Source organism: Escherichia sp. WS1368 (genome assembly GCF_046487485.1).
In the GTDB taxonomy this organism is placed as follows: domain Bacteria; phylum Pseudomonadota; class Gammaproteobacteria; order Enterobacterales; family Enterobacteriaceae; genus Escherichia; species Escherichia coli.
Map to the genome: position 1 here is coordinate 228,272 of NZ_JBJQJI010000001.1, position 14,454 is coordinate 242,725.

General features: G+C 44.8%; 10 protein-coding genes and 1 pseudogene. 5 read left to right on the forward strand and 6 right to left on the reverse strand.

What is annotated here, in order from left to right:
* Nucleotides 1-41 precede the first annotated feature (41 nt).
* Nucleotides 42-3,635 carry an acid-sensing system histidine kinase EvgS gene (gene evgS, locus ACJHYD_RS01080; protein ID WP_001551418.1) on the reverse strand — a complete coding sequence of 1,198 codons (3,594 nt, stop codon included), beginning with the start codon at nt 3,633-3,635 and terminating at the stop codon, nt 42-44.
* A 4-nt stretch (nt 3,636-3,639) separates the two neighbouring features.
* Nucleotides 3,640-4,254 (reverse strand): acid-sensing system DNA-binding response regulator EvgA, encoded by a 615-nt coding sequence (evgA, locus tag ACJHYD_RS01085; protein WP_000991370.1) that lies wholly within the window; start codon nt 4,252-4,254, stop codon nt 3,640-3,642.
* 415 nt (nt 4,255-4,669) lie between these two features.
* Between evgA and emrK the strand changes: the two genes are divergently transcribed.
* Entirely contained in the window at nt 4,670-5,833 is a 1,164-nt protein-coding gene (emrK, locus tag ACJHYD_RS01090; RefSeq protein WP_000435167.1) for a multidrug efflux MFS transporter periplasmic adaptor subunit EmrK, read from the forward strand.
* Complete coding sequence (emrY, locus tag ACJHYD_RS01095; RefSeq protein WP_109553721.1) at nt 5,833-7,374, forward strand: multidrug efflux MFS transporter permease subunit EmrY; 1,542 nt, start codon at nt 5,833-5,835, stop codon at nt 7,372-7,374. Before emrK ends, emrY begins: the two co-directional genes overlap by 1 nt.
* Before the next feature lie 104 nt (nt 7,375-7,478).
* Here the strand turns inward: emrY and dsdA are convergent, their stop codons facing one another.
* On the reverse strand, nt 7,479-8,807 hold the full coding sequence (gene dsdA / locus ACJHYD_RS01100; RefSeq protein ID WP_001552112.1) for a D-serine ammonia-lyase: 1,329 nt from the start codon (nt 8,805-8,807) through the stop codon (nt 7,479-7,481).
* 17 nt (nt 8,808-8,824) lie between these two features.
* Nucleotides 8,825-9,043, reverse strand: a pseudogene (locus tag ACJHYD_RS01105) (D-serine transporter DsdX); the annotation flags it as partial.
* 242 nt (nt 9,044-9,285) lie between these two features.
* Here ACJHYD_RS01105 and ACJHYD_RS01110 point away from each other — a divergent pair.
* On the forward strand, nt 9,286-10,281 hold the full coding sequence (locus tag ACJHYD_RS01110; RefSeq protein ID WP_019842307.1) for a LacI family DNA-binding transcriptional regulator: 996 nt from the start codon (nt 9,286-9,288) through the stop codon (nt 10,279-10,281).
* Nucleotides 10,282-10,288: 7 nt separating this feature from the next.
* On the opposite strand, the gene cscA is transcribed toward ACJHYD_RS01110, so the two are convergent.
* Nucleotides 10,289-11,722, reverse strand: coding sequence for a sucrose-6-phosphate hydrolase (cscA, locus tag ACJHYD_RS01115; protein ID WP_001551412.1), 1,434 nt, complete (start codon nt 11,720-11,722; stop codon nt 10,289-10,291).
* A 215-nt stretch (nt 11,723-11,937) separates the two neighbouring features.
* On the opposite strand from cscA, the gene ACJHYD_RS01120 reads away from it, so the two are divergent.
* Together ACJHYD_RS01120 and ACJHYD_RS01125 are read left to right on the forward strand one after the other, a co-directional pair.
* A complete protein-coding gene (locus ACJHYD_RS01120; RefSeq protein WP_001551411.1) occupies nt 11,938-12,861 on the forward strand; it encodes an aminoimidazole riboside kinase in 924 nt (307 codons plus the stop codon).
* A 61-nt stretch (nt 12,862-12,922) separates the two neighbouring features.
* A complete protein-coding gene (locus ACJHYD_RS01125) occupies nt 12,923-14,170 on the forward strand; it encodes an MFS transporter (RefSeq protein WP_001197021.1) in 1,248 nt (415 codons plus the stop codon).
* Between the two features lie 79 nt (nt 14,171-14,249).
* Here ACJHYD_RS01125 and ACJHYD_RS01130 read toward each other — a convergent pair whose 3' ends face one another.
* Nucleotides 14,250-14,432 (reverse strand): DUF4942 domain-containing protein, encoded by a 183-nt coding sequence (locus tag ACJHYD_RS01130; RefSeq protein ID WP_223362157.1) that lies wholly within the window; start codon nt 14,430-14,432, stop codon nt 14,250-14,252.
* Nucleotides 14,433-14,454: the final 22 nt, after the last annotated feature.

Here is a 14,454-nt window from a genome sequence, read left to right on the forward strand (position 1 = left end):
GGTAAATAGCTCCCACATTTGAATATTGTGGGAGCCGCTATTTAGTCATTTTGTTGACAGAAAACAGCTATCTCCTGGTCCAGCTCTGCAATGTGTTCTTTAACAGAGTTCAGCAACTTAAGAATTTCAGGCTTACTGTCATCTGAAACAGGTGTTATTTCTAACTGATGGCTAATATTAATCAACTTTTGCAAATTGAGGATGTTAGCCGCACCGTGGATGCGATGAATACACTGATGGAAAGTTCTGTTGTCGCCAGCTTCTAGTGCATGAAACGCAGCGGGTAGATCTTTATGCGTTTCATGCTGGAAAGTCATGAGAATCTCCTGCATCAGTTGTAGATCGTTCGCCGTATTATTTTTCAGGGCCTCGATATCAAGGTGGCGATACTGAGGTGCAATAGGCGCAACCTGGTGTAACTGACTTAAATGTGTTTTCAGTACATCCAGGGTCAACGGTTTGAACAAACATAAGTTCATGCCGCAATTTAACCCTTTTTCACGTTCGTTAGCCTGTGCGTTGGCTGTAAGCCCCCAGATGGGTAAGGAAGAATTTTGCTCACGGAGTTTGCGAGTCAACTCAAAACCATCCATATTCGGCATATTAACGTCAGTAATAAGCAGATCATAATGTTGCATACTGACTTTGTGTAGCGCTTGCACACCATCAGTTGCTTCATCAACATCATATCCTAATAGGTTTAGCTGGCGTTTGAGTAATAGCCTGTTGGTCGGATGATCATCCGCGATTAATATGCTCAACTTTTCAGGGAGTGTCATGGGTTGTTCTGCTTTTGCCTCGACAGCCGCCACTTGTTGGGTAATTTCTACCGGGATTGTGATCGTAAATGTCGTTCCTATGCCTGGATGACTTTCTAATGACAAATCGCCCTGCATGTTTTTAATTAATTCTTTGCAGATCATTAAGCCTAAACCAGAACCTGTTTGCTGACGACCTGCACTTGTTTGGCTATAGCGTTTAAACAGTTGTTGTTGTTCTTCCTGCGATAATCCACTTCCAGAATCCATAATCGTCATTTTGATAACAGCGTGGTTGTCATCAATGTCACCCAGGGAGGTCGTAATTTTTACTGCCCCCTCGGTAGTAAATTTAAGAGCATTGCTCAGTAAATTAGATAAGACCTGCTTAAACGCCTGAGGGTCGATCTTAACCTGGTAATGTTCTGGAAACGTACTGCTGCAACTTAATGCGATGGATTTGCTTGCAGCAATCGCACCGAAAGAATGACAAGTGTTCTGGACTAAAGTAGGGATATCGACCCATTGTGGTTGAAGTTGATAGTTACCCGATTCAATTTTGTCGACATCAAGGATTTCACCAATTAAGCCGAGGAGTGATTGTCCGGTGGCGTAGGCAAGTGAAATCGCCTCCACCCGTTGCTCCTTGCTAAGACCAGAACCCGACAGAAGTTCCAGGAAGCCCATAATGGAGCTTATTGGTGTTCTTATTTCGTGACTCATTGTTGCCAGAAACTGGCTTTTTGCGACAGTTGCATTGATCGCTTTATTTCTCTCTACCTCGAGTGCATGAATTAAATCACGCGTCTCGGTAATATCTTGCCAACCACAAATATAAACAGCATGATCGCTGGCTGGCAGATTGCATAATGTATGCCAGTGGTTAATGCATCTTTTCTCGATGCCATTATCAATTTCAAATACCTGTGTGTATATTGTTCGATTTTCTTTCGTTTCTGCTGTGACTTCATGCGCATTAGAAAAAACATCTTTAAAGGGTGAGTCACTGTTTTCTAATGGTAACATTGCATTTTTGTAGTAATCCGCAGTGAAATAATGTTCAAAAGCACTATTATGACTAATGACATTACCTTGCCAGTTTACAACATAAGTTGGATTCGGTAAGGAATCCGAGAGTGCTTTTCGGAATGATATTTGGTTTTCTAAATCACCCTGAATGACTTTACGACGACGAACTGAGCGTAACAGGTAGAATCCCCATAAAAGGCTACTGCCAACTAATAAAACGGATAATGTCGTGACAATATAAAATTGCTCGCTATAGAGGTCCCATGTGTCAATGGTCACATTGGGCATTTTAATCCATTTTTCCGTCAGGCGCAGAACTTCGCTTGGGGGAATTGCATTCAGTGCTTTATTAATAATATCCTTAAGTTCCGGTTCTCCGCGAGGAAAAGCGAACGAAAGCGATGCATTCGGAACGCCGGGAATAAGAAAATGATAAAGTTCATTAGGATAGTAATGGTCGATCATGTAACGTGAATTTAACTGTGTCGCGACCAGAGCATCAAGTTCGCCTTCCTTGACCTTGTGAAATGCAGCGCTGGCGTTATCGACTTTTATCCACTCTACCTCCGGATACATCTCTTTTAATTGCGAATGAAGCTCATAATAATAGGGAATGGCAACTTTCATTCCTTTTTTTAATGTTTGTTCACTGTCAGGCGCTTTTTGCATGACAAAAACGTAAGGCGTTGTTATGAAGGCTTCAGCAAATAAAACATTATTTTCTCTATCTTCACTATAAATAGCGGCGGGCAATATATCCCATCCACCGGGGTTAAGCTGTGTCCCCGCATGAATATTGTGTGAAACGGTGATCGGAGAAAAATTTAAACCTGTTTGCAAGGTAATAATATTAAGAATATCACCCATCACGCCCCGAACTGAGCCAGTTTCATCTGTCATAGAATAGGGTGGCGAGTAAGGATTTTCCAGCACCTTTAAATCGGGATGCTGCTTAATCCACTGTTTTTCATGTTCAGTGAGTTCTAATGGTTTGTTCAGAAAGGCCAGGTTTCCTGTATCAAGCCAATTTTGTGATACTTCATAGCGAACTTCATTTGTTAAAGCATCAACAAACCGATTGAGTACTTCATTAAGAACGACTGAATCTTTTCTGGTTAAGAAAAAGTTATATTGACGCGGCGAGTTATAATATTTCACTACATTTAAGGAGTGAGTGAAATAGCGGGAAATCATACTGCTGGTAATAATGTTACTACCAATAAAGTAATCATTCTGTCCGGCTGAGACGGATGCTAATGCCTGATATAAATTTGTAAAAGAGATAATTGTTGCTTTTGGAAATGATTGATGAATTACCTCATCTGGAGGGTAATTTGCTACCCGAGCAATATTTACTGGTTTTGATGAGGTAAGCGGTCTCATTGAATCGTGAAGGGTGGTGACCAGCGCCGGAAAGGTAATTATCAGCGGTTTGGTTGCAGCAATGTCATCATTAAGAGGCGGCGAAGCAACTAAATGTGATAACACTATATCGACTTCCCCTTCTGTAAGCGCGTCCATTGCTTTTTGATGATCTGCGTATTCCCGGAGTGTTAATTTGATATTTAACGCTCTTTTTAAAAGATTTAAATAATCAGCATTAATACCACGAACCCGTTGCTGCGAATCGGTATGCAACAAAGTAGCCGTTTGGGACTTGTGTACTGCAATCACAAGATTTTTTTTGCTCGCTAACCAACGTAATTCCTTGTTGCTCAGACGTAGTGGATCAAGCGTGACACGGTTGTTACTACTGATGCCACGATATTCGATGTAATCTTCGTCTGCGAAACTTATGGTCGACCAAAGACCACAACAGAGAAGAATAATATAGGGTAAAAACTTCATGTGGTTAGCCGATTTTGTTACGTTGTGCGAATGTGTAAAGATCCATCAGTGATTTACATTCTAATTTTTCCATCAGGCGACTTTTATAAGTGCTGACAGTTTTGTTGCTGATGAACATTTTTTCCGCAATGTCATTATTATCCTTGCCATCAAGAATATATCGCATGACACTAATTTCTTGTTTCGATAAGGAGTCGAGTTTTTGCTGGTCGGACGTTAAACTTCCAACAAACCGGTTGAGAGAGAAGGGGAAATAGCAGTAGCCATTTTTTGCAGCTTCAATAGCCGCAATGATATTGTTCATGCCTTCTTTTTTACTCACGAATCCATTAGCGCCAGCATCAGCACAATGTTTCCCGTAAAAATGGTCATTTTTAGCGGAGACGATAATAATAATTCCGCTATATTGGCGCTTCCTCAGCGTTTCTAACACCTGGATACCGTTAACTCCGGGGATATCGACATCAATGATGACGATATCAGGTTTAAGTGTTTCCACCCGCTGAACGGCACTTCCCCCTTCAGTCAACTCCGCTAAGATTTCAATATCGTTTTTGATCAATAAATTACGAATTGCTGCGATAGCAAGAGGATGGTCATCAATAATTATTGCGTTCATAGATTATTCCCTTTGCAATGAAGCATCTCCCTTCTCCCTGTAGTAATACAGACATAAGGCATCATCTCATTTTCTCAATAAAAATAAGAAAATTAGAGCTTCCTTTAAGATAATTCGACAAGTATACCATATAAATAGTCGGCATAAATGAAATGTCAACAATAAAATCAGGGATTGTACCGATGATTTATAGTTTCACATTAGCACTATAAGTCTTCTCACTAATCCTACATGCGTAAGAATTGTATTGCAAAAGCCACGGTTTAGTCCTCTGTTGTTTTTTTTGCACCTCATTTAAATTAGGCCTCCAACGTTCCTGGGACAATGTGCAACACATGCACTGTGTTTGATATGAAGAATGAATACTCTTTTCATTCAATTCATAAATTTCATCTATGCGAAATGAGAGATAATAGTGGAACAGATTAATTCAAATAAAAAACATTCTAACAGAAGAAAATACTTTTCTTTATTGGCGGTAGTTTTATTTATTGCGTTTTCAGGTGCCTATGCCTATTGGTCAATGGAATTAGAAGACATGATTAGTACAGATGATGCCTATGTCACGGGGAATGCAGATCCAATTTCTGCACAAGTTTCAGGCAGCGTCACTGTCGTTAATCATAAAGATACGAACTACGTTCGACAGGGTGACATTTTAGTCTCACTGGATAAGACTGATGCCACTATCGCACTCAATAAAGCTAAAAATAATCTGGCAAATATTGTTCGGCAAACGAATAAACTGTACTTACAGGATAAACAATACAGTGCCGAAGTCGCTTCAGCACGTATTCAGTATCAACAATCTTTAGAAGATTATAACCGTCGTGTACCTTTAGCGAAGCAGGGGGTTATTTCAAAAGAAACGCTGGAGCATACCAAAGATACGTTAATAAGTAGCAAAGCGGCATTGAATGCTGCTATTCAGGCTTATAAAGCGAATAAAGCTTTAGTAATGAACACACCATTAAACCGTCAGCCACAAGTCGTTGAAGCTGCGGATGCAACCAAAGAAGCCTGGTTGGCGCTTAAACGTACGGATATTAAGAGTCCGGTTACCGGCTACATTGCCCAGCGAAGTGTTCAGGTCGGCGAAACAGTGAGTCCCGGACAATCGTTAATGGCTGTCGTACCGGCACGTCAAATGTGGGTTAATGCTAACTTTAAAGAAACACAACTCACGGATGTACGGATTGGTCAATCGGTCAATATTATCAGCGATCTTTATGGTGAAAATGTTGTGTTTCATGGTCGGGTGACAGGGATCAATATGGGAACCGGCAATGCGTTCTCCTTATTACCTGCACAAAATGCGACAGGGAACTGGATCAAAATCGTTCAGCGTGTACCGGTTGAAGTTTCTCTTGATCCAAAAGAACTCATGGAACATCCCTTACGTATTGGTTTATCGATGACAGCAACTATTGATACGAAGAACGAAGACATTGCCGAGATGCCTGAGCTGGCTTCAACCGTGACGTCCATGCCTGCTTATACCAGTAAGGCTTTAGTTATCGATACCAGTCCGATAGAAAAAGAAATTAGCAACATTATTTCGCATAATGGACAACTTTAATGGCAATCACTAAATCAACTCCGGCACCATTAACCGGTGGGACGTTATGGTGCGTCACTATTGCATTGTCATTAGCGACGTTTATGCAAATGTTGGATTCCACTATTTCTAACGTCGCAATACCGACAATATCTGGCTTTCTGGGAGCATCAACAGACGAAGGCACCTGGGTTATCACTTCGTTTGGCGTAGCAAATGCCATTGCGATCCCTGTTACCGGCAGGCTGGCACAAAGAATAGGCGAATTAAGATTATTTTTACTTTCAGTCACTTTTTTTTCGCTGTCTTCCTTAATGTGTAGTTTATCGACCAATCTTGATGTGCTGATATTTTTTAGAGTCGTTCAGGGATTAATGGCGGGGCCGTTAATTCCACTGTCACAGAGTTTATTATTAAGGAATTATCCACCAGAAAAAAGAACATTTGCTCTGGCATTATGGTCTATGACCGTGATTATCGCGCCGATATGTGGGCCGATATTGGGCGGTTATATTTGTGATAACTTTAGCTGGGGTTGGATATTTTTAATCAATGTCCCTATGGGGATTATCGTTCTGACATTATGCTTAACCTTACTTAAAGGAAGAGAAACTGAGACTTCACCGGTCAAAATGAATCTACCAGGACTGACCCTGTTAGTGCTCGGTGTTGGTGGCTTGCAGATAATGCTTGATAAAGGGCGCGATCTGGATTGGTTCAACTCGAGTACAATAATAATACTAACAGTAATGTCAGTTATTTCTCTGATTTCTTTAGTCATTTGGGAGTCGACCTCAGAGAACCCGATTCTTGATCTCAGTTTGTTTAAGTCCCGTAATTTCACCATTGGTATTGTGAGTATCACATGCGCATATTTATTTTACTCTGGGGCGATAGTCCTTATGCCGCAGTTACTCCAGGAAACGATGGGGTATAATGCGATATGGGCCGGACTTGCCTATGCGCCCATCGGCATCATGCCGCTATTAATATCACCTTTGATAGGACGTTATGGCAACAAAATTGATATGCGGTTGTTGGTGACATTTAGTTTTTTAATGTATGCGGTTTGCTATTACTGGCGTTCTGTGACATTTATGCCAACGATTGATTTTACAGGCATCATTTTGCCACAGTTTTTTCAGGGATTCGCCGTCGCCTGTTTCTTTTTACCCTTAACAACGATTTCGTTTTCAGGTTTGCCAGATAATAAATTTGCCAATGCCTCGAGTATGAGTAATTTTTTTCGTACCTTGTCAGGATCAGTTGGTACGTCGTTGACAATGACGCTGTGGGGACGACGCGAATCGTTACACCATAGTCAGTTGACAGCAACCATCGATCAATTTAACCCCGTGTTTAATTCATCGTCACAAATTATGGATAAATACTATGGTTCGCTTTCAGGGGTTCTTAATGAAATTAATAATGAAATAACTCAGCAGTCACTTTCAATTTCTGCAAATGAGATTTTCCGTATGGCGGCTATTGCTTTTATCTTACTTACAGTTTTGGTTTGGTTTGCGAAACCGCCGTTTACAGCGAAAGGCGTTGGGGGATGATAAAAGGAGGGGGTTATAGCAGGTAAGACCAGGGACCTTAAGTCTGCGCCATCGGCAGCATCGCTCACCCAGGGAAAGGATGGCGATGCTGAATTGAAAATTAATTAGCGGCCTTTTGCCAGATATTGCTCCATCTCTTCTTCCGGCACCATTCCACCTCCCGTCGCCCACACCAGATGAGTGGCATTACGCAGTTGTTCTGCGCTGAAACCGTGCATCTGTTGGTAACTTACTGATGCGCACACGCGCTGAGGCCCGGCCATACCCGCCAGTGCCGAAGGTTCAAGACGAATGCCTTCTTCCTGCGCCAGCCAGCCAAGCATGTCATACATGGTTTGATCGCTAAGGGTATAGAAGCCATCCAGTAGACGCTCCATTGCCCGCCCGACAAAGCCTGATGCGCGACCAACTGCAAGGCCATCCGCTGCGGTAAGGTTGTCGATACCAATATCCTGAACAGAAATCTGATCGTGTAATCCTGTATGGACGCCTAACAGCATACAAGGGGAGTGCGTTGGTTCGGCAAAAAAGCAGTGAACATGATCGCCAAATGCCAGTTTAAGCCCGAATGCGACGCCACCAGGACCACCGCCAACACCACACGGCAGATAGACAAACAGAGGGTTATCAGCATCGACGATACGACCTTGCTCGGCAAATTGCGCTTTAAGACGCTGGCCTGCGACGGAATACCCAAGGAACAACGTGCGGGAATTCTCGTCATCAATAAAGAAACAGTTCGGGTCAGACTGCGCTGCGTTACGTCCTTCCTCGACTGCAACACCATAATCTTGCTCATATTCCACGACCGTAACGCCATGGCTGCGCAGTTTCGCTTTTTTCCATGCCCGGGCATCAGCAGACATATGTACTGTCACCTTAAAGCCAATGCGGGCGCTCATAATGCCGATTGATAACCCCAGATTTCCGGTTGAGCCCACAGCAATGCTGTATTGGCTAAAGAACTGTTTAAACTCCGGAGAAAGCAGTTTGCTGTAGTCATCTTCAAGCGTCAGCAACCCCGCTTCCAGAGCCAGTTTTTCTGCATGTGCCAGGACTTCATAAATCCCGCCGCGTGCTTTTATGGAGCCGGAAATGGGCAAATGGCTATCTTTTTTCAGTAGCAGTTGCCCGCTGATCGGTTGTTGATATTCCTTTTCCAGCCGTTTTTGCATAGCCGGAATGGCAACCAGTTCTGATTCAATAATCCCCCCAGTAGCAGCAGTTTCAGGAAATGCTTTTGCCAGATAGGGTGCAAAACGGGATAAGCGCGCATGGGCGTCCTGAACATCCTGTTCGGTCAGGCCAACATAAGGTAAACCTTCAGCCAATGAGGTCGTGCCAGGATTAAACCAGGTGGTTTCTTTAAGAGCAACCAGATCCTTTACCAATGGATACTGGGCGATGAGCGAATTCATTTTAGCGTTTTCCATAGTACGTCTCTTTGCGCTTAGATGATAAATGACAGCAGGAATGTGCCCGCCAGAGCGACGACTGAAGCGATAAATGTCGCTGTCGTATAGTATTTAAATGTTTCATTGAGCGTAGCGCCGCAATATTGCTTCGCCAGCCAGAAAAGCGAGTCCGTAACGATCGTGCAGCCAATCGCACCTGAACCGATAGCAATCGCAATAATTTCCGGGCTGATGTCGGGATACAGCGGCAGCACAATGATCCATATTTATATTTTCTTCTCCAGATTGGCGATGCCAGTTGGCATGTTTTACCTACTTGCCTACATGGTTACTCGTTGGCGAGAACAGAGGCGGAATTGGGTACAATTGTCCGGGAATTATTGTTATTTTTTATTGTATTGCCGTGTCGGGTGATAGGGCGTCGAGAATATCGTTGGATCTCGCCAGTGACGTCTGTTTCTGCTACAGTGCCCGTTTTACGGCAAACGGCTTGGGTATGGCTTCATTAAAGGATGTCGCACGCCTGGCGGGAGTGTCGATGATGACAGTCTCCCGGGTGATGCATAATGCAGAATCTGTGCGTCCTGCAACGCGTGATCGCGTATTGCAGGCAATCCAGACCCTGAATTATGTTCCTGATCTTTCCGCCCGTAAGATGCGCGCTCAAGGACGTAAGCCGTCGACTCTCGCCGTGCTGGCGCAGGACACTGCTACCACTCCTTTCTCTGTTGATATTCTGCTTGCCATTGAGCAAACCGCCAGCGAGTTCGGCTGGAATAGTTTTTTAATCAATATTTTTTCTGAAGATGACGCTGCCCGCGCGGCACGTCAGCTGCTTGCCCACCGTCCGGATGGCATTATCTATACTACAATGGGGCTGCGACATATCACGCTGCCTGAGTCTCTGTATGGTGAAAATATTGTATTGGCGAACTGTGTGGCGGATGACCCAGCGTTACCCAGTTATATCCCTGATGATTACACTGCACAATATGAATCAACACAGCATTTGCTCGCGGCGGGCTATCGTCAACCGTTATGCTTCTGGCTACCGGAAAGTGCGTTGGCAACAGGGTATCGTCGGCAGGGATTTGAGCAGGCCTGGCGTGATGCTGGACGAGATCTGGCTGAGGTGAAACAATTTCACATGGCAACAGGTGATGATCACTACACCGATCTCGCAAGTTTACTCAATGACCACTTCAAATCGGGCAAACCAGATTTTGATGTTCTGATATGTGGTAACGATCGCGCAGCCTTTGTGGCTTATCAGGTTCTTTTGGCGAAGGGGGTACGTATCCCGAAGGATGTCGCCGTAATGGGCTTTGATAATCTGGTTGGCGTCGGGCATCTGTTTTTACCGCCGCTGACCACAATTCAGCTTCCACATGACATTATCGGGCGGGAAGCTGCATTGCATATTATTGAAGGTCGTGAAGGGGGAAGAGTGACGCGGATCCCTTGCCCGCTGTTGATCCGTTGTTCCACCTGATATTATGTTAACCCAGTTGCCAGAGTGCTCCATGTTGCAGCACAGCCACTCCGTGGGAGGCATAGAGCGACAGTTCCCGTTCTTCTGGCTGCGGATATATTCGGCTACTCATCACCGCCTCCCCGTCGTTAATAAATACTTCCACGGATGATGTATCGATAAATATCCTTAGGGCGAGCATGTCACCCTGCGGGAGGGGAATACTACGGTAGCCATCTAAATTCTCGTGTGGGTAATACCGCCACAAAACAAGTCGCTCAGATTGGTTATCAATATACAGCCGCATTCCAGTGCCGAGCTGTAATCCGTAATGTTCGGCATCACTGTTCTTCAGCGCCCACTGCAACTGAATCTCAACTGCTTGCGCGTTTTCCTGCAAAACATATTTATTGCTGATTGTGCGGGGAGAGATAGATTGATGCTGCTGGCGTAACGACTCAGCTTCGTGTACCGGGCGTTGTAGAAGTTTGCCATTGCTCTCTGATAGCTCGCGCGCCAGCGTCATGCAGCCTGCCCAGCCTTCACGTTTTGAGGGCATTGGCGATTCCCACATATCCATCCAGCCGATAACAATACGCCGACCATCCTTCGCTACAAAGCTTTGTGGTGCATAAAAGTCATGCCCGTTATCAAGTTCAGTAAAATGCCCGGATTGTGCAAAAAGTCGTCCTGGCGACCACATTCCGGGTATTACGCCACTTTGAAAGCGATTTCGATAACTGTATCCCTCGGCATTCATTCCCTGCGGGGAAAACATCAGATAATGCTGATCGCCAAGGCTGAAAAAGTCCGGACATTCCCACATATAGCTTTCACCCGCATCAGCGTGGGCCAGTACGCGATCGAAGGTCCATTCACGCAATGAACTGCCGCGATAAAGCAGGATCTGCCCCGTGTTGCCTGGATCTTTCGCCCCGACAACCATCCACCATGTGTCGGCTTCACGCCACACTTTAGGATCGCGGAAGTGCATGATGCCTTCTGGTGGAGTGAGGATCACACCCTGTTTCTCGAAATGAATACCATCCCGACTGGTAGCCAGACATTGTACTTCGCGAATTGCATCGTCATTACCTGCACCATCGAGCCAGACGTGTCCGGTGTAGATAAGTGAGAGGACACCATTGTCATCGACAGCACTACCTGAAAAACACCCGTCTTTGTCATTCTCGTCTCCTGGCGCTAGCGCAATAGGCTCATGCTGCCAGTGGATCATATCGTCGCTGGTGGCATGTCCCCAGTGCATTGGCCCCCAGTGTTCGCTCATCGGGTGATGTTGATAAAACGCGTGATAACGATCGTTAAACCAGATCAGGCCGTTTGGATCGTTCATCCACCCGGCAGGAGGCGCGAGGTGAAAATGGGGATAGAAAGTGTTACCTCGGCGCTCGTGAAGTTTTGCTAGTGCGTTTTGCGCCGCATGTAATCGAGATTGCGTCATTTTTATCATCCTGGTTAAGCAAATTTGGTGAATTGTTAACGTTAACTTTTATAAAAATAAAGTCCCTTACTTTCATAAATGCGATGAATATCACAAATGTTAACGTTAACTATGACGTTTTGTGATCGAATATGCATGTTTTAGTAAATCCATGACGATTTTGCGAAAAAGAGGTTTATCACTATGCGTAAGTCAGATGAATTTAAGGGAAAAAAATGTCAGCCAAAGTATGGGTTTTAGGGGATGCGGTCGTAGATCTCTTGCCAGAATCAGACGGGCGGCTACTGCCTTGTCCTGGCGGCGCGCCAGCTAACGTTGCGGTGGGAATCGCCAGATTAGGCGGAACAAGTGGGTTTATAGGTCGGGTCGGTGATGATCCTTTTGGTGCGTTAATGCAAAGAACGCTGCTAACTGAGGGTGTCGATATCACGTATCTGAAGCAAGATGAATGGCACCGGACATCCACGGTGCTTGTCGATCTGAACGATCAAGGAGAACGTTCATTTACGTTTATGGTCCGCCCCAGTGCCGATCTTTTTTTAGAGACGACAGACTTGCCCTGCTGGCGACATGCCGAATGGTTACATCTCTGTTCAATTGCGTTGTCTGCCGAGCCTTCGCGTACCAGCGCATTTACTGCGATGACGGCGATCCGGCATGCCGGAGGTTTTGTCAGCTTCGATCCCAATATTCGTGAAGATCTATGGCAAGACGAGCATTTGCTCCGCTTGTGTTTGCGGCAGGCGCTACAACTGGCGGATGTCGTCAAGCTCTCGGAAGAAGAATGGCGACTTATCAGTGGAAAAACACAGAACGATCGGGATATATGCGCCCTGGCAAAAGAGTATGAGATCGCCATGCTGTTGGTGACTAAAGGTGCAGAAGGGGTGGTGGTCTGTTATCGAGGACAAGTTCACCATTTTGCTGGAATGTCTGTGAATTGTGTCGATAGCACTGGGGCGGGAGATGCGTTCGTTGCCGGGTTACTCACAGGTCTGTCCTCTACGGGGTTATCTACAGATGAGAGAGAAATGCGACGAATTATCGATCTCGCTCAACGTTGCGGAGCGCTTGCAGTAACAGCGAAAGGGGCAATGACAGCGCTGCCATGTCGACAAGAACTGGAAAGTGAGAAGTAAACGGCGAGGCCGCTCTTATCTCTAAATAGGACATGAATTTTTTAACGACAGGCAGGTAATTATGGCACTGAATATTCCATTCAGAAATGCGTACTATCGTTTTGCATCCAGTTACTCATTTCTCTTTTTTATTTCCTGGTCGCTGTGGTGGTCGTTATACGCTATTTGGCTGAAAGGACATCTAGGATTAACAGGGACGGAATTAGGTACACTTTATTCGGTCAACCAGTTTACCAGCATTCTATTTATGATGTTCTACGGCATCGTTCAGGATAAACTCGGTCTGAAGAAACCGCTCATCTGGTGTATGAGTTTCATTCTGGTCTTGACCGGACCGTTTATGATTTACGTTTATGAACCGTTACTGCAAAGCAATTTTTCTGTAGGTCTAATTCTGGGGGCGCTCTTTTTTGGCCTGGGGTATCTGGCGGGATGCGGTTTGCTTGACAGCTTCACCGAAAAAATGGCGCGAAATTTTCATTTCGAATATGGAACAGCGCGCGCCTGGGGATCTTTTGGCTATGCTATTGGCGCGTTCTTTGCCGGTATATTTTTTAGTATCAGTCCCCATATCAACTTCTGGTTGGTCTCGCTATTTGGCGCTGTATTTATGATGATCAACATGCGTTTTAAAGATAAGGATCACCAGTGCATAGCGGCGGATGCGGGAGGGGTAAAAAAAGAGGATTTTATCGCAGTTTTCAAGGATCGAAACTTCTGGGTTTTTGTCATATTTATTGTGGGGACGTGGTCTTTCTATAACATTTTTGATCAACAACTCTTTCCTGTCTTTTATGCAGGTTTATTCGAATCACACGATGTAGGAACGCGCCTGTATGGTTATCTCAACTCATTCCAGGTGGTACTCGAAGCGCTGTGCATGGCGATTATTCCTTTCTTTGTGAATCGGGTAGGGCCAAAAAATGCATTACTTATCGGTGTTGTGATTATGGCGTTGCGTATCCTTTCCTGCGCGTTGTTCGTTAACCCCTGGATTATTTCATTAGTGAAGCTGTTACATGCCATTGAGGTTCCACTTTGTGTCATATCCGTCTTCAAATACAGCGTGGCAAACTTTGATAAGCGCCTGTCGTCGACGATCTTTCTGATTGGTTTTCAAATTGCCAGTTCGCTTGGGATTGTGCTGCTTTCAACGCCGACTGGGATACTCTTTGACCACGCAGGCTACCAGACAGTTTTCTTCGCAATTTCGGGTATTGTCTGCCTGATGTTGCTATTTGGCATTTTCTTCCTGAGTAAAAAACGCGAGCAAATAGTTATGGAAACGCCTGTACCTTCAGCAATATAGACGTAAACTTTTTCCGGTTGTTGTCGATATCTCCATATCCCTCAACCGGAAAATAATAATACAAAAATGCTTAGCCCAACTAATAATCACCTAATCCAAACGCCTCATTCATGTTCTGGTACAGTCGCTCAAATGTACTCCGGATACGCGGTTCGCTGATTTCCAGGACATTGTCGTCATTCAGCGACCTGTCCCGAGTATCACGGGCCTGCGAATTCATCAAGGAATGCATTGCAGAGTGAAGTATCGAGTCACGCCATATTTCGCTATCAGGATTCTGTATG

Bases quoted from the DNA above. Each gene is read 5' to 3' on its own strand.
- evgS (WP_001551418.1), bottom strand. From the start codon at position 3,635: ATGAAGTTTTTACCCTATATTATTCTTCTCTGTTGTGGTCTTTGGTCG.
- evgA (WP_000991370.1), bottom strand. From the start codon at position 4,254: ATGAACGCAATAATTATTGATGACCATCCTCTTGCTATCGCAGCAATT.
- emrY (WP_109553721.1), top strand. From the start codon at position 5,833: ATGGCAATCACTAAATCAACTCCGGCACCATTAACCGGTGGGACGTTA.
- dsdA (WP_001552112.1), bottom strand. From the start codon at position 8,807: ATGGAAAACGCTAAAATGAATTCGCTCATCGCCCAGTATCCATTGGTA.
- ACJHYD_RS01110 (WP_019842307.1), top strand. From the start codon at position 9,286: ATGGCTTCATTAAAGGATGTCGCACGCCTGGCGGGAGTGTCGATGATG.
- cscA (WP_001551412.1), bottom strand. From the start codon at position 11,722: ATGACGCAATCTCGATTACATGCGGCGCAAAACGCACTAGCAAAACTT.
- ACJHYD_RS01120 (WP_001551411.1), top strand. From the start codon at position 11,938: ATGTCAGCCAAAGTATGGGTTTTAGGGGATGCGGTCGTAGATCTCTTG.
- ACJHYD_RS01125 (WP_001197021.1), top strand. From the start codon at position 12,923: ATGGCACTGAATATTCCATTCAGAAATGCGTACTATCGTTTTGCATCC.